This window comes from Brevundimonas sp. AJA228-03 (genome assembly GCF_017795885.1).
GTDB lineage: Bacteria > Pseudomonadota > Alphaproteobacteria > Caulobacterales > Caulobacteraceae > Brevundimonas.
This window is the reverse complement of sequence record NZ_CP059297.1, coordinates 567,826-586,361: the sequence shown is the minus strand read 5'-3', so window position 1 is coordinate 586,361 and position 18,536 is coordinate 567,826. Positions and strand designations below refer to the sequence as shown.

Sequence of the window (18,536 nt, the reverse complement as noted above, 5' to 3'; positions counted from 1 at the left end):
AATGTCCTTCGTCGATCAGTCGACGGCCGGCATGGTGCCGGCGTTGATGGCAATGCGGCCGATCAGGCCCTTGACGATCAGGTCCAGCGGCTGGCCCTCGCGATAGTCGGCGGCGGCCACGAAATTCACCCGGTCCTCGGAGATCAGGCTGTAGATCTTCTTCTGGTCCTTCTCGGAGTTCCGGGGATCATAGACCGCGATCGAATAGCCGCCCTTGGTATGCATCATCTTCATGGTCGGGACATCGGTGTCCCCGTCGCCCAGGAAGATCATCCGCTCGAACGGCACGGCCCGGTCGTCGTCGGGCACGAATTTGTTGATCCGCTCATGGTCCCAGTGGTTCAGCACCCCCTTGTTGATGCGGAACAGATACTGGGTCTTGGTCGTGTAGTTGACGCCGACGGCCGGCCAGATCGCCACCCCGTGGTCGTCATAGGCGAATTTGGACGCGAAGACGTGGTGGAAGGCGTCGCGGATCGGACAGCCCTCGATCATCTCCTCCAGCCCGGCCGAAATGATGTAGTGTTCGATGTCCAGGCCGTATCTCGCGCCCACCGCGTCGATCCGCCCGAACCAGCCGGGACCGGTCAGGTCGGACTTCAGCCCGTCGAACAGTTTCACGTCCTCGCCGTGCTCGCGCAGGGTGCTCCTGGTGATCGGCGTGCCGTTCTCGCGCGCCCGCTGCAGCATCAACTGCATGTACATCAGGATGTTGTCGCCATCGGCCGACCGGGTCAGCCGGTCCGCCTCGCCCCAGAAGTCACCGATCCCCATGCCGACCGAGGGGATGAAGGTCACCTCCTGCATGTTCCCACGCGCCAGGGTGCCGTCGAAATCGTAGATCAGGGCGGTCTTGAGGAGGTCGGCCATGATGGCCTCCGAATGGCAACAGGCAGCAGCCAGTAGGCAAGAGGGTCGTTGGGCTCAAGCCCCGATGCGTCGCCGTGGCCTATACGGCCTCAACCCAGGGCCAGTTCCGGCACCACCGCAGCCCCGGTCGCGTCCAGCGGCAGGTGCAGGATGAAGGCGGCACCCTTGCCGGGTTCGGACTCCACCTCGGCCCAGCCGCCGTGCAGTTCGACCAGGGCCTTGACCAGGGCCAGGCCGACACCGGGTCCGCCGCGCTCGCGCTTGACGAACCGGTCGAAGACCAGGGCCTGGATGTGATAGGGGATGCCCCGCCCGGTGTCCTCAACCCGGATTCGGACCTCGGTGCCGTTCAGTTCGGCCTTCAGCACGACCGCTCCGCCCTCGGACACGGATCGTGTCGCGTTTTCGAGCAGGTGATCCAGGGCCTGAATCAGACGCCGCGCATCGGCCCGGACCGGGGGCAAATCGGTCGGGACCATGGCCTTCAGCGTCGCGCCGCGACCCTCGATCCGGGGGCGGTGACGCTCGATCGCCTCGGCGAACAGGTCGCGGATGCGCACGTCGCCGAGCGACAGCTCCATCTCCCCGGCGTCGATCTGGGCCATGTCCAGCACGTCGTCGATCGAGCGGGCCAGTTGCCCTGCCGCGATGCGGATGGCTCCGGCATGCTGGCGGCTGCGATCGGGGAGGTCGCCCATGCTTTCCAGCAATTCGGAATAGCCGACGATGGTCGTCAGGGGGGTCCGCAGCTCATAGCTGACCGAGCCGACGAACTCGCGTTTCAGCGCCTGGCTTTCCTTCAGGGCCGCCTCCCGCTGGGCCAGGGCCTGTTCCAGCTCCCGCCGGGCCGTGACGTCGGAAAAGGCCACCAGGGTCGCGCCATCGGGCAGGGGTCGGGTCTGCCAGGCGGCGATCCGGCCATCGGTCGTGCGCCCTTCGCCCTGGACCGCCACGCGGCTTTCCGGATCGGGGTCGGCGACCCGCGCCTTCAGCCCCAGCCACAGGGCGGCGTCGGGCAGGGCACCCTTGCACAGTTCGGCTACGGCGTCGAAGTCGCCCGCCGCTTCCAGTCGTTCGGCCGACACGGCCCAGAAGGTCTCGAACGCCTCATTGTGCAGGCGCAGGCGGCCGTCCGACCCGAACACGGCCACGGCGTCGTTCAGCTTGTCCAGCGTCGCGGTCTGGACCTGCAGCTGGGCATTGAAGCGGCTGCGCAGGGACAGCTCACCGGTGATGTCGGAGAAGATCAGCAGGATTCCGCCCAGCGGGTGCGGCTGTCGCACGACCCTGAGAGTCCGTCCGTCCGGCAGGGACCAGCTGTCGTCCGGGGCCGCTTCGGCCGCGCCGTAGAACTCCAGCTCCCGGGCCTTCCATCCGGCGTAGTCGATGACCTCGGGCAGCATGCGGCGCTGGCGCAACCGGTCAAGGAGTTCGCCGTGCGTCGGCCGCTCGTTCAACCAGGCGGGGTCGAGGGTGAACAGGGTCTGGAAGGCGGTGTTGTGAAAGGCGAGCTTCCGTGACGGGCCAAAGATGGCCACCGCATCGGCCAGGTGGTTCAGCGTCTCGTCGTGCGCCGTGACGTGGCGGCGCAGGGTGTCGCGGGTTTCCTCGGCCTCGGTCATGTCGATGGCGAAGACCAGCACCGGCCCGCCGACGCCCGCCAGCGGCTCGGCCATGATCTTCCAGGCGCGCCTGCGGCTGTCGCCCGCCGTCCAGCGGAAGCCCTCCTGACGCGCGCCCACGCGAGACGCCTCGGCCGCCAGCTGGTCGGCCCCCCGGTCGAACACGGCTCCCGCCTCGCGGGCCTCCTCCAGAGACGGCGCACGGACCTCGGCCAGCCAGGCGCGATTGGCCCAGATCAGCTGGCCCTGACCGTCCACCACCCAGGTCGGCGCGGGCGACGCGTCGGCGATCAGACCGGCCCCGAGCCCGCCGGGGACCTCGCCGGGCGTGACGTCGGACCGTTCGGACACGGACAGCTGCGACAGGCCGATCCAGGCCTCGCCACCGAACGGCCGTCCCTCGATGCGCCAGTCTCCGTCGCGCAGGTCAAAGGGCTGACCCTCGTCCAGCAGCAGGCGAACGGCTTCCGTGTGGCGTGCGTTCAGGCTTTCGGCCAGGTCCAGGGCCGGATCGCCGGTCTCCGCGGCGGCCAGGCCAGTGCGAGCCGAATGGATGTGCGCTGCGTCTCCCACCACGACCGGCATGGCATCGTGCACCAGGCTCAGCCGCACGTCGCCGAATGCGGCCAGGGCTGCGTCCCGCGTGACGGTTCCGGTCTCGGCCGACTGCAGTCCATACTCAATCATGGATTCCCGGCGCGCCAGGGCGCGCTTCAGCCGCCAGGCCCAGGCGATAAGGGCCAGCGCCAGTCCCGCCGCTCCGGCCGTCGCCACAAAGGCGATCTCGGCTCCGTCCATTCCCGTTCACCCGCCGATTCGATTCGTGAGCATAGCCTGATTTCCGCGATTGCGCGGAAGCCCTGCCGGACCGATATCCGCAGCATGCCACAGACCACTGCTTCAGCCGAATGGACCGACCGCCTGGCCCCGTCGCTGGACGATTTCGCCGCTGTGGCGCGAGCCGCCTTCGACGCCCTGCCCGAGCCGTTTCGATCGGCGGCGGGCGAGGTGGTGCTGCGGATCGACGATTTCGCAGACGAAGAGACGCTGGCCTCTGTCGGGCTCGAGGATCCCTTCGAGCTGACCGGCCTGTACCACGGCGTCGATATCGGCCGGCGCGAGGGGCTGGGACCGGCGGTGGAGCCGTCGCGGGTGTTTCTGTACCGTCGCCCCATTCTGGATGAGTGGTGCGAACGGGGCGACATCGGCCTGTCGGACCTGATCGCCCACGTCCTGATCCACGAGATCGGTCACCATTTCGGACTGTCCGACGACGACATCCACGCCATCGAAGACGAGGACTAGGTGTGAGCTCTCAATAGGTTGTCCATCCGGTCCAGGCCGGGGAAGCTGGAGTTGCAGACTTCAGAGACTTCCTCGGAGGACCGAATGAACGTGCATGAGAATGCCCGGCTGACGGCGCATAGTCGAGCCGATCTGGTGCGGCGGGTGGTGGATCAGGGCCAGCCGCGCAAGGTCGTGGCGGCGGCCTTCGGCGTCGATCCCAAGACCGTCGGCAAGTGGGTAAACCGGTTCAGAACCGAGGGCACGGCGGGTCTGAGGGATCGTTCGTCGCGTCCGCACCGGCTGCGGGCCCCGACCCGACAGGGTCCAGGAGCAGATTATCGCCCTGCGTAAGCAGCGCTTCACGGGCCAGCAGATCGCCCGCGACGCCAAGGTGTCGTTACCACGGTCAGCCGGATCCTGCGCCGCGTCCGCCTCAGCCGCATCCGCGACCTGGAACCGCCTGAGCCGGTTCGCCGCTACGAGCGCGACCTTCCCGGCGACATGATCCACATCGACATCAAGAAACTGGGCCGCTTCGACCAGCCCGGCCACCGCGTCACCGGCGATCGAACCAGACAGTCCAACGGGCGCGGCGTCGGCTGGGAGTTCGTCCACGTCTGCATCGACGACGCCTCACGCATCGCCTTCAGCCAGATACGGCCCGACGAGAAGGCCTCGAGCGCCGTCCCCTTCCTGAAGGCGGCTATCGAGTACTACGCCGGACTCGGCGTCACCGTGACCCGGGTCATGACCGACAACGGCTCATGCTACAAAGCCTTCGCCTTCCGCGACGCCTGCAAGGCGCTGGGCCTCAGGCACATCCGCACAAAACCCTACACGCCAAAGACCAACGGCAAGGCCGAGCGCTTCATCCAGACCGCCCTGCGCGAATGGGCTTACGCACAGAAATACCAGAGCTCGGATCGACGCGCCGCCGAGCTTCCGTTCTGGCTACACCGATACAACTGGCATCGACCACACGGCGGCATCAAACGACAAACACCCATCAGCAGACTCGCCCTCACTGGGGACAACCTGTTGAGGCTCCACAACTAGGTGTTCCGACAGGAGGCCCGGGCCCCGGGCGAAGCGCCTATTCGATTGATCGCACCTCGACCGGCAGGCCGAGGCCGTCCAGCTGCGGCCGCACCACCGCAGCGTCGCCCACCACGACCCAGACGAAGTGGTCGGGCTGGATGACCGCGCGAGCGGCTTCGTCCATCCGGGCCGCCGTCAGCGCGCGGGTGCGGCTGGCCAGCGTCGCCTGATAGTCGTCCGGACGGCCGAACAGGGCGTTGGAGCGCAGGGCGCCCAGAATCTGGGCCGAGGTCTCGAATCCGCCGGCCAGCGATCGGGTGTTGCCGTTGATGGTCCGCTCAAGCTCGTTCGGCTGGACGCCGTCGGTCTCCAGAAACCGGTCGAACTGGGCGATCAGGGCCGTGATCGACTCCCCGGTCCGGTTGGCCTGAACCGGGGCGTTGACGATGTAGGGCAGGCGGTGTTCCAGCGCATTGACACTTCCGCGCACGCCATAGGACCAGCCCTTGGTCTCGCGCAGGTCGGCGTTGATCCGTGACAGGAAGTCCGACCCCAGGGTCACGTTCGCCGCGTTCAGGGCCAGCAGGTCATCCGTACCGGACAGGGGCAGGACCGCCCCGCCATAGATCAGCGACTGCGGCGACTGCGGCCGGTCGATCAGGACGATGCGGTTCGCTGGCGTCGGAATGGCGGCGTCGGCGAAGGTCTTGGTCCCCCTGGGAGTCGAGGGCGCGCGCCAGTCGCCGAAGGCGGCCTCCAGCTGCGGCGTCACCTGCGACAGCGGCAGGTCCGACACGACAAAGAGGGTCGCATTGTCCGGCCTGACCCAGGCAGAGTGCGTCGCCACCAGGTCGGCGCGGGTCAGGGCAGTGATCGTCGCCTCGTCACCCGTACCGGTGAAAGATCGGCCATAGGGGCTGGTCTCCCCGTAGATCAGCGGCGGCAGGGCGCGGGAGGCGATGGCGTTCGGATTGGTCTTTTCGCTGGCCAGGCCCGACAGACGCGACGCGCGGATGCGCTCGATCTCCGACGCCGCGAAGGCCGGATTCCGGACCACGTCGGCCAGGAGAGTCAGCGACGGTGTCAGGTTGGCCGTCACGACCGACAGGTCGGCGCTCGTCCGGTCCATCGAGGCCGCGACATTGATCGAGGCACCCAGACGTTCCTCTTCCTCGGCCAGCTGGTTGGCGTTGCGGGTCGTTGTGCCCTCGTCCAGCAGGTCCAGCATCATCGCCTGGGCACCCAGGCGATCGGCGGGGTCGGCAGCATAGCCGGCGTCGAACTCCACGGCGACGCGGGTCACGGGAACGGTGTCGACCCGGGCGTAGACGACATTGACGCCATTCGACAACGTCGCGCGCTCGACGGCCGGGAACTCCAGGTCCGGTACCTGGCCGATGGCCGGCATCGGATCGCGGGCCACGCGCTGGATTTCGGCGGCCGGGACCGGGGTCGCGCCAGACGGCGTGGCGGCGGCCTCGACGTATGCCTCGCGCTCGCCGGGAGCGATGGTCATGTCGAACACCGGACGGGTCAGCCAGCGCTGCATGGCCGCGGTGACCTGGGCCGGAGTGACGGAGGCGTATTCGGCCAGCTCCTTCTTGTAGTCGTCCGGATCGCCCGCATACAGCTGACCCTCGGCGAGCACATTGGCCTTCCCGTTGACCTGCTCCAGGCTCTGGATCCGCTGGGAGACATAGCGGGTGGCGACGCGCGCGACTTCTTCAGCGGTCGGTCCCTGCGCGATGAAGTCGGCGATGACGGCGTCCAGGCGACGGCTCACCTCGGCGGCGTCCTGGCCCGGCTTCACATCGACCGAGATGTCGAAGATGCCGATGCGGTGGAAATCCGACAGGGATGAGGACACCGATACGGCCGTCTGCTCCTCGCGGACCAGCAGGTTGTCAAGGCGCGAGGACGCGAGGCCGCCCAGCACCTGGGCACCGACCGCCAGCGGCACGGCATCGTCGCTCAGCAGGCCGGGCACGGCCCAGCTGCGCGTCAGGCGGGTGTTGGCGACCCGGTCATGCATGACCTCGACGATCGGCGCGGCCAGGGTCGGCACATCGGCCTCGGCCGGGGTGTTCACCGGGCCACGCGGGATGGCACCGAAATACTTTTCCATCAGGGGACGGGCGGTCGCTTCGGTGATGTCGCCGGACAGGACGACGATGGCGTTGTTGGGGCCATAGTTCTCGCGGAACCAGTTGCGCACCGTCTCCAGGCTGGCCGCGTCCAGGTCGGCCATCGAGCCGATGGTCGAGTGGCGGTAGGGATGGCCTTCGGGGAAGAGGGCTTCCAGCTGGGCGTATTCAAACAGGCCATAGGGCTGGTTGTCGCCCTGGCGCTTCTCGTTCTGCACCACGCCGCGCTGGAGATCGAGCACCTCCTGACCGACCTCGCCGAGCAGATAGCCCATGCGGTCGCTCTCAAGGAACAGGGCCTGTTCAAGCGCCGGCGTCGGCACGGTCTGGAAATAGTTGGTGCGGTCGAACCAGGTCGTGCCGTTGAGGTTCGACGGGCCAAGATTGCGCATCCGGCCGAGGTAGGAGCCCGGCGCGTTTTCCGATCCGCCGAACATCAGGTGCTCGAACAGGTGGGCGAAGCCGGTCGAGCCGGCCGGCTCGTCCTTGGAACCCACATTGTACCAGACCGACACCGCCACCACCGGGGCCTTGTGATCTTCATGCACGATGACCGTCAGGCCGTTGTCGAGCGTGAACCGCGTCCATGGAATATCGACCTCTGACACCAGTTCGGCCACCGGCGCGGCCTGCAGGGGCGCAGCCTGGACCGGCAGCGCGGCTGCTGAAGCCGTTGCGGGACCTTCCGATCCGGCAGCGACCGCGGGCACGGCCGGGGCGATCACAGCCATGATGGCAGCCAGCGAGACGAGGCGTAGACGCATGGAAACAGTCCTTTTTTGATGGGCGGCAGAGACCTTAACGACGGCGCGCGCTCTGGCAATCGCGGCCGGTCAAACATGGACAAAGAGTCACAAAGCTTCGCGTGGCCGCCGCTCGACGCGCAGGTGATCGAATCCGGCCGACGCGCGTTGCCGGGTTTGCGGCGGGACAGGACGGGCGCTGAAGGTCCGCTAGAGGAAGCTGTAGGGGTCCACATCGACCGTGACCCGGACCGACCCCGGTACCTTCACCCGCGCCAGCCAGGCGCGCAGGAAGCCCTGCAGGTCGACGTCCCGGTCTGCCCGGACCAGCAGTCGCTTTCTCCGCCGCCCGCGGATCAGGCCCAGCGGCGCATCGGCCGGGCCATAGACTTCCAGCCGCTCGGCATTGGGGATGGCGGCGGCCAGATCGGTAGCGACCTTATCGACCGCCATCGCATCGACCCCGGACAGGATCAGCGCCGCCAGACGCCCGTGCGGCGGCAAGGCCGCGGCCTCCCGCTCGGCCATTTCCGCCTCGACGAAGGCGTCCCGGTCGCCCGCCGCCAGGGCCATCAGGACCGGATGCTCCGGCGTCCAGGTCTGCAGGACCGCCCGGCCGGGCCTGTCCGCCCGTCCGGCCCGGCCAGTGGCCTGGGTCAACAGTTGATAGGTCCGCTCCGCCGCCCTCAGATCCCCGCCGCGCAGGCCCAGATCCGCATCCACGACCCCCACGAGGGTCAGCCTCGGGAAATTATGCCCCTTCGCCGCCGCCTGGGTCGCCACCAGGATGTCGATCTCGCCGTCCGTCATCCGCTGGATCAGGGCGCGGGCGGACCTGGCGTCCGGCACGGTGTCGGAGCTGAACACGGCCGTCCGCGCCTCGGGGAACAGCTGGCGGACCTCTTCCTCGACCCGTTCGACGCCCGGTCCGACGGACACCAGGGTGTCCTCGGCCCCGCACGACGGACAGAACCGGGGTCGGGCCATGGTGAAGCCGGTCAGGTGGCAGACCAGCCGCCCGGTATAGCGATGCTCGACCAGCCAGCTGTCGGTATCGGGCGAGGTCATCCGGTGCCCGCACGCCCGGCACAGGACGACCGGCGCATAGCCCCGCCGGTTAAGGAACAGCAGGGTCTGCTCCCCCGCCATCAGGGTCCGGGCGATCGCCTCGCGAAGAGGCTGGGACAGCCAGGTCCGGGGGTCGGGCGGACACTGGCGCAGGTCCAGCAGCTGGATGTCCGGCAGCACTGCCGCCCCGTGCCGGCTGGACAGCTTCAGCCAGCCATAACGGCCAGCCTGCGCATTCCACAGGGTCTCCAGCGACGGCGTGGCCGAAGCCAGAACCACCACCGCCCCCTCGATCCGGGCCCGCGCCACCGCCAGGTCGCGCCCGTGATAGACCAGACCGTCCTCCTGCTTGAAGGACCCGTCGTGCTCCTCGTCGACGACGACCAGGCTGAGGTTGGGGAAGGGCAGGAACAGCGCCGACCGGGCCCCGACGACGATGCTGCATCGGCCCGACACCACCGCCTCCCACACCCGTCGGCGACGCGGCGGGGCGACGCCCGAATGCCATTCGGCCGGGGCCGCGCCGAACCGGGCCGTGATCCGGGCGATCAGGTCCTGGGTCAGGGCGATCTCGGGCAGCAGAATCAACACCTGGGCCGCCGGGTCTGCCGCCAGGGTCCGGGCCACGGCCTCCAGATAGGCCTCGGTCTTGCCCGAGCCCGTAACCCCGTCCAGCAGGAAGGGCCGGAATCCGCCCGCCCGGGTCGCGGCCGCGATCGCGTCGGCCGCCGCCGCCTGATCCGCGTTCAGCGTCGCCGGGGCATGGGCGGGGTCGGGCGCGTCGAAGGTGGCGTCGGCTTCGATCTCGACGACCTCCACGACGCCCTCGTCGATCAGCCCCTTGACCACGGCCGACGACACCCCTGCCAGCCGCGCCAGATCCGGGCCCGGCATCGCAGCCTCGCCCAAGGCCTCCAGCACCGCCGTCCGCCCGGCCGTCGGTCGGGCGGGCCGTCGGTCCCCCACACGCCGCACGCGCCGCTCGGGCCGGGGACGCGGCGCGCGCAGCCCCTTCAGCGCCGTCGCCGCCATCTCGCCCGGCGGGCTCAGCGTCCAGCGCGCGGCCCATTCGACGAAATCCAGCGTGCCGGCCGGCAGGGGTGGATCGTCCAGCCGGGTCTCCACCGCCTTCAGCCGTCGGTTCGACCCGGTCGTCTCGCGCACCTCGGTCACGATGCCCCGCATCAGGCGCGGCCCCAGAGGCACCGCGACCTGGTCGCCCCGCGACAGCGTCATCGCCCCGGGCACCTCATAGTCGAAGGCCTCGTGCACCGGCAGGGGAATGAGGACGGAGGCGACTTTCACAGGCCGGTCCTGTCGGCTAGAACCCGCCGCATGAAACTCTTTCTCGACACCGCCGACGTCGCCGTCATCAAGGACCTGCTGCCCACCGGCATGGTGGACGGGGTCACCACCAATCCCTCGCTGATCGCCAGATCCGGTCGCAACATCGCCGAGGTCATCGCCGAGATCTGCGCCCTCGTCGAGGGGCCGATCAGCGCCGAGGCGGTCGCCACCGATTTCGAGACCATGGTCAAGGAAGGCGACCGGCTGGCCGCCATCGCGCCCAACGTCGTGGTCAAGCTGCCCCTGACGTGGGACGGCCTGCGCGCCGCGCGCAACTTCGCCGACAAGGGCATCCGGACCAATGTCACCCTGTGCTTCTCGGTCGCCCAGGCCCTGCTGGCGGCCAAGGCCGGCGCGACCTTCGTCTCGCCCTTCGTCGGTCGGCTGGACGACCACGGGTCGAATGGAATCGAACTGCTGGAAGACATCCGCGTCCTTTACGACACTCACGGCTTCGAGACGGAAATTCTCGCCGCCTCCCTGCGTCATCCGGGTCACGTTTCGGCCGCCGCCATCGCCGGGGCCGATGCCGCGACCCTGCCGGCAGACACTTTCAAGGCCCTGGTCAAGCACCCGTTAACCGACAAGGGGCTTGATGCCTTCCTCGCCGACTGGGGCAAGACGGGACAGTCGATCCTGTGAACGCGTCCGGCGCCCCGGACAGGAGTGCCGAGTGACGTCCGAGGACAAGACCGCCGACCTGTTCGCACAGCCTGAGGGCCTTCACTGGCCGGAGGTCCGCGCCTGGCTGCAGGCCAACCCCCAGACCCTGGCCGACGACCGCTCCCTGCTGGAAGAGATCGGGCTGAAGCCCCATGGCCGCAACGTCGTGGAATTCGGCCGCGCGGCCCTGACCAGGCTGGAAGCGGCCGCCGAGCGGGAGGCGGATGCCAGGAAACGCATCGAATCCATCGCCCGGGCCAATTTCGCCGCCCAGACCCAGACCCATGTCGCGGCTCTCGACCTGCTGGAATCCCGCAACCATTCCGACCTTGCCCGCCGCCTGGATGCGGCCGCCCAGGGCCGGTTCGGCCTGTCGGGGGCCGCCATCGCGGTCGAGAAGCCCGGCAGCGCCCCGTTTGGCTGGAAGCTGCTGGAGGTCGGCGGTGTCGACAGTCTGCTGGGCGATCACGGCCTGACCTGGCTGGGGCCGATGTTCGAGGGGCTGGACCTGTTCGGACCGTCGACCGCCGACATTCGCTCGGTCGCCCTGATCCGCATGGCCCCGCATCTGGGCGGCGAGCGCAACGATCAGGCCCGCCACGCGATCTGTGCCTTCGGATCGCCCGAGGACGAGGGCTTCACCCCCGGCATGGGTTGCGAACTGGTCGCCTTCATCGCCCGGGTCGTCGAACGCACGGCCGAGCGATGGCCGATCCTGAACTGACCGCCTCCGAAGCGCTCGCCGCCTGGCTGGAGCATCTGGCGCACGAGCGGCGGCTCTCGCCCCGCACCCTGGAGGCCTATGGCCACATCGGCCGCCAGTATCTGGCCTTCCTCGAACGCCATCGCGGCGAACCCCAGAGCCTGCCGGACCTGGGCACCGTCATGGCCGCCGAGCTTCGCGCCCATCTGGCCGAGCGTCGCTCCGGCGATCACCCCTTGAACGCCCGCTCGCTCAGCCAGACCCTGTCAGCGATCCGCACCTTTCACGTCTTCCTCGACCGCCGCTGCGACACGCCCGCCCCGCAACTGGCCCTGGTGCGCGGTCCACGGGTCAAGGCGAGTCTGCCGCGTCCGGTAAGTGCCGATCAGGCACGCGGCATGCTGGCCGAACCCGGCCTCGATCCCGATGCGGAGCCGTGGGAGGCTTTGCGCGACACGGCCGTCCTGTCGCTGCTCTACGGGTGCGGCCTGCGGATTTCGGAGGCTTTGGGCCTGACCCGCGCCGATGCGCCCCTGCCCGAAACGCTTCGCATTACCGGCAAGGGCGGCAAGACCCGGCTGGTCCCGGTCCTGCCCGCCGTGCGGTGGGCCGTCGATGCGGCCCTGACCGCCCAGCCCTTCCCGCTGGAGCCTTCGGACGCCCTGTTCCGCGCCCGTCGCGGCGGTCCGCTCAGCGCCCGCCATGTCCAGGGGACGGTCCAGAGGCTACGCGGCCGCCTCGGCTTGCCGGCGTCCGTGACCCCGCACGCCCTGCGCCACAGCTTCGCCACCCATCTGCTGGGGGCCGGGGCCGACCTTCGCTCGATCCAGGAACTGCTGGGCCACGCCAGCCTGTCCACGACCCAGAAATACACCGCCGTCGACGCCGCTCACCTGCTGGGGGCCTATGCGGCGGCGCATCCGCGCGCCTAGGCCATGATCGTTTGACCTGGACCCCCAGCGTGGGCCCAGCCGAAAGCGTGAATCATGCCCTCGCTGATCTCCGGAGCCTGTTTCACGGCATCGGCCGATCAGGCACTAGGGGCGGCGGATAGCGCCCGGTTGATCGGGCGGCGTGCGGCCCATTTCTCGGCCGAGCGCATTCGAGCCTGGGATGCGATAGTTGACGATGATCGGCGCGGAACAACCGTTCACCCGACGCTCGAGCAGACGATAGAGGCCCACGGCCTCCCCGCCTTCACGCCACATGAGATCACCGCCCGCAGCGCTCCGATCGACGGCGCTCATCATTTCGGGACGGCACATCGGCGGCGTCTGTCCGACCACACGCATGCGCAGACCATCAGGCTGCGGCGTAGGGCGCGAAAAGCGGTCGGGCATCACAGGGGTGAGCGACTGTGGCCCGGCAACAAGAAGGAGCATCAACGATAGCATCGGAACCTCCATCGGCGAATGACGATACACTTTTGGCGGGTCTTGCGGAATTTGCAATTCGGTTCGAGGCTGCGCTCGCGAGCCTTGTCTCGACGACCAAAAGGGGGAGGTCATCGCGCCGCCATCGACATCCGTTCCGGATCGACGCGGCTTCCTTGCGGGGTCCGTCCTGTGGCTGGGAGTCGGCAGCGGGTTTCAGGCCGCGCCCGTGGCCGATCCGCCGATGGATCCGGCCACCGCCCTGTCGATCAACCTGTTGACCCGCATGGCGATCGCCGTGCGGATCGAGGCGCGCCAGACGGCCATGTTCGTCATCGACACAGGGGCCGAACGCACGGTCATATCGACCGAACTGGCGCGCGCCATGGCCCTGCCGTCCGGACCCCGGACCCTCGTGCACGGTGTGACGTCAGACACGGTGGTCGACACGGTCATGATCCAGACCCTTGAGTTCGGGAATCAGCGCTTCCAGCAGATCCTGGCGCCCGTCTTTCCCCGCGCCGACCTGGGCTCCGACGGCCTGGTCGGTCTGGACACCCTGGGCCGGTTCGAGCTGATCATCGATTTCGTCGAGACCAGCGTCCTTCTGCGACCCAACGACGGCGAGTTCATCAGCTTCAACCGGAGCGAGGCCACCGCCGGTCGGCTGGGGCGTGCGCCCGCCCGCGCCGTGAAAGGCCGCTTTGGCCAGTTGCTGCTGCCGACCGAGGTCGAGGGCGTCACGGTCGATGCCTTCGTCGACAGCGGGGCCCAGTACTCCATCGGCAACCGCGCCCTGCAGTCCCGGATCGGCCGCGACGGCGCGCGTGGCCCCACGGTGCCGACGCCGATCATCCTTGGTGTCAACGGCACACCCCTTCAGGCCGAGGCCCAGACTGCGTCCAGACTGCGCATCGCCCGACGCGCGCTGGGGCCTACCCCGCTTTTGTTCTCGGACCTGCACGTCTTTTCGGCCCTGGGTCTGCAGGATCGACCGGCGCTGCTGCTGGGGGCCGACATCCTGACCCGGTTCGAGACTGTCGCCCTGGACTACGCCCGGGCCCGAATCACGGTCGGGCCGCTCCGGCGCAGGCGACCCCGACGCGGGATCTGACCGCGTTTCAGGCCTGCATGGTCCAGCCCTCGACGCCCATGGCCGCCTGTTTGACGGCCTCGGAGCGGGTCGGGTGGGCGTGGCTGGTGCGGGCGAGGTCTTCGGAGGCCCCGCCGAAGGCCATGGCGACACAGGCCTCGCCGATCATCTCGCCGGCCTGCGGTCCCATAATGTGGACCCCCAGGATGCGGTCGGTCGCGGCGTCGGCCAGGACCTTGGCATAGCCGTCGGTCTCGTGGTTGATCTTGGCGCGGCTGTTGGCGGTGAACGGGAATTTGCCGGACTTGTAGGCGATGCCGTCGGCCTTGAGCTGGTCCTCGGTCCTGCCGACCCAGGCCACCTCGGGGAAGGTATAGACCACGCTGGGCACCAGATTGTAGTCGACGTGACCGGCCTTGCCCGCGATCAGTTCAATGGCGGCGACGGCGTCTTCTTCCGCCTTGTGGGCCAGCATCGGGCCGGTGGTGACGTCGCCGATCACCCACACGCCATCCGCCACCTTGAAGTGGTCGCCGACGATGACGCCGCGCTTGTCGGTCTCGACGCCCACCGTCTCCAGCCCCAGCCCCGCCGTATAGGGGCGACGGCCGATGGCGACCAGGACGACGTCGCCGATCAGGGTCTCGGCCGCGCCGCCGGCGGCCGGCTCGACGGTCAGTTCCACGCCGGTGTCGGTCACCTTCGATCCGGTGACCTTCGACCCCAGCTTGAAGGTCATACCCTGTTTCGTCAGGGCGCGCTGGAAGGCGGTGGCCAGATCGCTGTCCATCCCCGGCGTGATACGCGGCAGGTATTCGACCACCGTCACCTCCGCCCCCAGGCGACGCCAGACCGATCCCAGCTCCAGCCCGATGATCCCCGCCCCGACCACGATCAGTTTTTTCGGCACGGCGGGAAGGGACAGGGCCCCGGTAGAATCCACGACCTTGCCCTCGACGAAGTCGACGCCGGGCAGGGGCGTGGGCTCCGAGCCCGTGGCGATGACGATGTCTTTGGCCTTCAGGATCGTCTTCGTCCCGTCGGCGGCCTCGACCTCGACCGTCCCGGGTCCGGCGATCCGGCCCCTGCCCTTGATCCAGTCGGCCTTGTTCTTCTTGAACAGGAATTCGATGCCCTTGGTCAGGGCGGTCACGCTCTCGCTCTTCTGCTTCATCATCACCGACAGGTTCAGCTTCGGCGTCACCTCGATGCCGATGCCCGCGAAGTCCTTCGACGCCGACTCGAACAGTTCCGAGGCATGCAGCAGGGCCTTGGACGGCATGCAGCCGACGTTCAGGCAGGTCCCGCCCAGCGTCCCGCGCATTTCCACGCAGGCCACCTTCATCCCCAGCTGCCCGGCCCGGATCGCGGCGTTGTAGCCGCCGGGGCCGCCACCGATGATCACGACATCATAGGAAGCGGGAGCGGATGGGGCGGCGTCGGCCATGGGAACCTCTGGGGTCGTGCGGGGTCGGGGAGAGCGCGGATGTCCTAGCGCCTGACCGCTCGGGGTCAACCGTCTGAGTGGATATGGGGACGCTCGACCCCTGGGGCGAGGCTTCTCAGGCCGCCAGCTGGCCCGGGACGCGGCGTCGGGCCCGGCGGCGTGTGAAGACGACGACCAGAACTCCAATGACAAGAAGCGCGCCCAGGATCAGCCAGGTCGGATCCACCGGCAGACCGGCGGGGGCCACCGCCTCCGCCGACCGCTGCGCCATCTCGCCCCCGGCCGAATAGCTGTCGGCTGAGATCGAGGCGTTCTGCGATCCGCCCGACCGGTCGATGGCCAGCCTCAGCACCGCATCGGCGATAAAGCCCAGAAAATAGGCGAAGGCCGCGCGAGGATTGCCCGCTCCCAGCAGCAATGCCGCGATGACGTACAGCAGGACGGCGCCGATCCACAGGGTCGCCTGGGGGAGCCCGCCACCGGCTTCCACCATGGCACCCGCGCGCTGGCTTGCGACGTCCAGCGGTGCCCCTTCGAAGAAGGGCGAGAGGAAGGGCCAGGCCAGCCAGCCCGCATAGCCGATGACGGCCAGGACCAGGACGAAGCGAAGGGTCTTCATTCGGGCCTGCCGTTGAGACTGAAGGGAGGCGGCGTGCGGCGGATCAAGGCCAGACGGGGGGGTGGTTCCAGAAGTCGGTCAGGGGCACGGCTTTCTGACCTCGCCAGACGCCCGTTGCCAGGATGCACAGGCCCAGGGTCAGAAGGGCGGCAAGCGTCAGGGGCGTGGTCTCGACCAGAACGCCCAGGGGGCGCAGCGCAACGTCAATGCGAGCGGCGACATCCAGAGCGGGGGCCACAGGCTCGGCCGCCCCGCTGGTCACCGCGAGTCGCAGGGCGATGTCACCCACGACACCCGCGAAATAGAGCGCCGGTGCCCAGGTCAGACCCGCCACGGTCGCCAGTCCGCCCAGTCCGTACAAGGCGATGGTCGCCAGCAGCGTCGCCGCCAGCAGCGTACCGTTCTCAACCAGCCCGCTCCAGACCTGCGGGATGCTCAAGCCCGAGGACAGCGCCTCAGCCAGGGGCTGGCACAGCCAGGCTGCATAGCCGAGTGCGAGCGCACCCAGGAAAACCCTCAAGACCCAAACCATAAGCGCCCCCGCCACAGATCAAGGTTAACACCCTAGCATGAACATCAGTCGGCGGGCGAGCCGGTCAGGCGGCGGAATCCTCCATCCGTGGCGCCGCAACCACGCCGGGCAGGGTCAGGACGGCCTCCGCCCCCTCGCCATCGGCCCCGGTCAGGCTGAGCGTGCCGCCCCACTGGCGGGCGAAGGCATGGGCCTGGGCGAGGCCGAGGCCCTGTGCCCCCACGCGGGTGGTAAAGAAGGGCTCCAGCGCGCGCTCGGCGGTCGCCACGGTCAGCCCCGGCCCGGTATCGCGCACCGACAGGCGCACCCCGCCGTGCAGGGCCTCCAGCCGCACCGCGATCGATCCGGCCCCGTCCATGGCCTCGACCGCATTGCGGACCAGCCCCGCCAGTGTCGCATCGAAGGCGACCGGGTCCAGCAGAACGGGTGTTTCCACCTGGGGGGCCTCGATCAACAGGTCGATTCCCGGCCCCGCGAGAGTCTGCAGCCGGGTCTCGAGCCCGCGCACCAGCACACCGGCATCCAGCACCTGCCCCCGGGCGTCCTCGCCCGCCGAAAAGGCCGACAGGCGGCGCGTCAGGGCCTCGCCCCTCTGTCCCGCGATCAGCGCGGCCTTGCCCAGACGACGCACCCGCGCGGGATCGTCTGCGGTCTTCAGCATCATGTCGAGTGCGCTGGTCATGACGGCCAGCAGCGCATTGAAATCCTGGGCCACGCCGCCCGTCAGGCGACCGACGCTCTCGAGCCGATACGCCGCCTCGTTCCGGTCGGCGACCTCGGCGCGGGCCCGCGCCTCGACGGCGGCGGTTTCGTCACGCGCAGCCTGCAGATCCGCCTGAACCTGTTCCAGCATGCGGGCCAGCTCCGCCGCCTGCGCGACCGCGGCGGCCTCGGCCGCGCGGGCCAGGGCCACGCCATCGACCTCATCCCCGGCAGGAGACGCTTCCGCCGCGATGACCGGCACCTCCACCTCGGGGGCGGAGACCGGCGTGCCCGCCAGCAGAAGGGCATCTATCGACCCGCCCGGCATGGACAGCGGCAGGATGTGCCAGGACACGCCATGCTCGCCGCCCAGGCGCGACTCGATCGGGTCGGCCTCGCCGGGCGTGGTGGCCAGCGCGGCCCGCAGGGTCTGGCGACCTTCCACCCGCTCGGTCTCGTCCAGGAAATGATCGGCGAAGTCCGTGCCGATCACGCCAACGTCCCGGCCGAACAGGGACAGGGCCGTGGCGTTCGCCTCGCGGATCACGCCGTTGGCGGCCACGACCACCAGGGCGCTGGACGCCGCCTCGAATACGCGTCGGGTCAGGTCGTCGGCGCCGTTGATGACGGGCGCGGCCTCGACCGGCAGGGCCTCGGGCGTCGTCAGCCCCTCGGTCTCGACGATGGCGGCGGTGGAGCCGATGATCTGGCCCAGCGAATCCTCGATCGGCATGGCGGTGACCGAGACCAGCATCTTCCGCCGCGTCGCCGGATTGGCCAGGATGTGCTGGAAGCCCTTGACCGTCTGACCGCGCAGGGCCCGGGCACTCGGCAGCAGATCCGGCGGCACCGGGCGACCGTCGGGATAGGTGATGCCCCAGGTCGCCGAATGAAACCGCAGCCCGATCAGTTCCGCGTCGCGGCGACCCATCAGCTGGTGCGCGGCGCGGTTGGCGAAGACGAACTTGCCCCCGCGATCGGTCTGGACGATGGCCACGGGAGTGGCGTTCAGGGTCTCATAGAGGCGCGTCTCGGCCGCCTCCCGGGCCTTTGAAACGGCATCCAGTTCGTCGGCGGTGGAGACGTGGCGGGTCCTGTGGGTGAAGGCAAAGATCAGGGACGCCACGGCCAGGATCGAGGTCACGGCCGCCAGCAGGCCCAGCACCAGAACCCAGTCGACCTCACCTTCCAGAAACATCCCGCGTCATCCCATTCTGGCACTGAAAAAGCGCCTGTGACGCGAACCTCGCAAGGCCCGGGCCGAACGTGCGGTTAGGCCGGACCC

Annotated in this window: 14 protein-coding genes and 1 pseudogene; 6 read left to right on the top strand and 9 right to left on the bottom strand. The window is 69.0% G+C overall.

The features are described from left to right. Positions 1 to 15: 15 nt before the first annotated feature. Both HZ989_RS03005 and HZ989_RS03000 read right to left on the bottom strand, forming a co-directional pair. Positions 16 to 870, bottom strand: coding sequence for an HAD family hydrolase (locus tag HZ989_RS03005; RefSeq protein WP_209322172.1), 855 nt, complete (start codon positions 868 to 870; stop codon positions 16 to 18). Positions 871 to 959: 89 nt separating this feature from the next. Beyond that, positions 960 to 3,290 (bottom strand): PAS domain-containing sensor histidine kinase, encoded by a 2,331-nt coding sequence (locus HZ989_RS03000; RefSeq protein WP_209322171.1) that lies wholly within the window; start codon positions 3,288 to 3,290, stop codon positions 960 to 962. An 84-nt stretch (positions 3,291 to 3,374) separates the two neighbouring features. On the opposite strand from HZ989_RS03000, the gene HZ989_RS02995 reads away from it, so the two are divergent. Further along, complete coding sequence (locus HZ989_RS02995) at positions 3,375 to 3,797, top strand: metallopeptidase family protein (RefSeq protein ID WP_209322170.1); 423 nt, start codon at positions 3,375 to 3,377, stop codon at positions 3,795 to 3,797. A gap of 84 nt (positions 3,798 to 3,881) precedes the next feature. Further along, positions 3,882 to 4,835 (top strand): annotated as a pseudogene (locus HZ989_RS02990) (IS481 family transposase). A 37-nt stretch (positions 4,836 to 4,872) separates the two neighbouring features. On the opposite strand, the gene HZ989_RS02985 reads toward HZ989_RS02990, so the two are convergent. Both HZ989_RS02985 and HZ989_RS02980 read right to left on the bottom strand, forming a co-directional pair. Then, a complete protein-coding gene (locus HZ989_RS02985) occupies positions 4,873 to 7,725 on the bottom strand; it encodes a pitrilysin family protein (protein ID WP_209322169.1) in 2,853 nt (950 codons plus the stop codon). Between the two features lie 189 nt (positions 7,726 to 7,914). Next, entirely contained in the window at positions 7,915 to 10,077 is a 2,163-nt protein-coding gene (locus HZ989_RS02980) for a primosomal protein N' (RefSeq protein ID WP_209322168.1), read from the bottom strand. Between the two features lie 30 nt (positions 10,078 to 10,107). Between HZ989_RS02980 and fsa the strand changes: the two genes are divergently transcribed. From fsa to HZ989_RS02965, 3 genes are read left to right on the top strand one after another with little or no spacing between them, the layout of a single operon-like run. Then, positions 10,108 to 10,761, top strand: a complete 654-nt coding sequence (gene fsa / locus HZ989_RS02975) for a fructose-6-phosphate aldolase (protein ID WP_209322167.1) — start codon at positions 10,108 to 10,110, stop codon at positions 10,759 to 10,761. 31 nt (positions 10,762 to 10,792) lie between these two features. Then, entirely contained in the window at positions 10,793 to 11,506 is a 714-nt protein-coding gene (locus tag HZ989_RS02970; protein ID WP_209322166.1) for a DUF484 family protein, read from the top strand. Further along, a complete protein-coding gene (locus tag HZ989_RS02965) occupies positions 11,488 to 12,417 on the top strand; it encodes a tyrosine recombinase XerC (RefSeq protein WP_209322165.1) in 930 nt (309 codons plus the stop codon). The genes HZ989_RS02970 and HZ989_RS02965 overlap by 19 nt, the downstream gene beginning before the upstream one ends. Positions 12,418 to 12,522: 105 nt before the next feature. On the opposite strand, the gene HZ989_RS02960 is transcribed toward HZ989_RS02965, so the two are convergent. Then, positions 12,523 to 12,936 (bottom strand): hypothetical protein, encoded by a 414-nt coding sequence (locus HZ989_RS02960; protein WP_209322164.1) that lies wholly within the window; start codon positions 12,934 to 12,936, stop codon positions 12,523 to 12,525. Positions 12,937 to 13,087: 151 nt separating this feature from the next. Between HZ989_RS02960 and HZ989_RS02955 the strand changes: the two genes are divergently transcribed. Next, positions 13,088 to 13,972 carry an aspartyl protease family protein gene (locus tag HZ989_RS02955; RefSeq protein ID WP_209322163.1) on the top strand — a complete coding sequence of 295 codons (885 nt, stop codon included), beginning with the start codon at positions 13,088 to 13,090 and terminating at the stop codon, positions 13,970 to 13,972. A 7-nt stretch (positions 13,973 to 13,979) separates the two neighbouring features. On the opposite strand, the gene lpdA is transcribed toward HZ989_RS02955, so the two are convergent. From lpdA to HZ989_RS02935, 4 genes are all read right to left on the bottom strand, one after another. Beyond that, complete coding sequence (gene lpdA / locus HZ989_RS02950; RefSeq protein WP_209322162.1) at positions 13,980 to 15,398, bottom strand: dihydrolipoyl dehydrogenase; 1,419 nt, start codon at positions 15,396 to 15,398, stop codon at positions 13,980 to 13,982. Between the two features lie 115 nt (positions 15,399 to 15,513). Further along, the gene (locus HZ989_RS02945; RefSeq protein ID WP_209322161.1) at positions 15,514 to 16,017 is read right to left on the bottom strand and encodes a hypothetical protein; all 504 of its coding nucleotides are present in this window, start codon (positions 16,015 to 16,017) and stop codon (positions 15,514 to 15,516) included. Between the two features lie 43 nt (positions 16,018 to 16,060). After that, positions 16,061 to 16,537 carry a hypothetical protein gene (locus HZ989_RS02940; RefSeq protein WP_209322160.1) on the bottom strand — a complete coding sequence of 159 codons (477 nt, stop codon included), beginning with the start codon at positions 16,535 to 16,537 and terminating at the stop codon, positions 16,061 to 16,063. 76 nt (positions 16,538 to 16,613) lie between these two features. Next, positions 16,614 to 18,449: a PAS domain-containing protein gene (locus tag HZ989_RS02935; RefSeq protein ID WP_209322159.1), complete on the bottom strand. Its 1,836-nt coding sequence runs from the start codon at positions 18,447 to 18,449 to the stop codon at positions 16,614 to 16,616. Positions 18,450 to 18,536: the final 87 nt, after the last annotated feature.